Source organism: Vibrio sp. 1078-1, assembly GCF_033340475.1.
This window is the reverse complement of the sequence record NZ_JAWOWM010000223.1, coordinates 1-795: the sequence shown is the minus strand read 5'-3', so window position 1 is coordinate 795 and position 795 is coordinate 1. Positions and strand designations below refer to the sequence as shown.

Below are 795 nucleotides of genomic sequence, written 5' to 3'. Positions count from 1 at the left end.
TTGCTCTGCAAGTTGAGGCTTTTCGTTTAGCCACAGACTGAATGCATCTTTTACCACACCAGAGACAAACGCAGCGGTTTGACGCGAAGAGAGACGCTCTTTAGTCTGACCAGCAAACTGTGGATCTTGGATCTTAACCGACAACACGTACGAACAACGGTCGAAAACATCATCGCCCGTTAGCTTCACACCACGTGGTAGCAAGTTGCGGAATTCACAGAACTCACGCATCGCATCCAACAAACCTTGGCGAAGACCATTTACGTGTGTACCACCCTGAGCTGTTGGGATAAGGTTCACGTAACTTTCGGTGATCATCTCGCCGCCTTCTGGCTGCCAGATTACTGCCCAGTTTGCTGCTTCTGTGTCTGCAGAAAACTCCCCAGTAAACGGTTCTTCTGGTAGTACTGGGTAACCTTTTACGCCTTCGGCTAGATAGTCTTTCAAACCATCTTCGTAGTACCACTGGTAGTCTTTGTTGTTTACTTTATCGGTAAACGTAATTTCTAGACCTGGGCAAAGTACCGCTTTCGCTCGTAGGTTGTTCACCAAACGAGTTACAGAGAAGTTAGCTGAATCGAAATACTTCGCATCCGGCCAAAAGTGCACGCTAGTACCGCGATTGCGGCGACCACATGTGCCCGTTACAGTAAGGTCTGATACTTTGTCACCGTGCTCAAAAGCAATTTCGTACACTTGACCATCACGACGTACCGTCACTTCAACTCGCTTAGACAGCGCGTTTACTACTGAGATACCTACACCGTGCAAACCACCTGAAAACTGGTAGTTTTT

General features: G+C 47.8%; 1 pseudogene. It reads right to left on the bottom strand.

Annotated elements, in window-relative coordinates:
* A pseudogene (locus R7190_RS26765) lies at nucleotides 1-795 on the bottom strand (DNA topoisomerase IV subunit B); the annotation flags it as partial.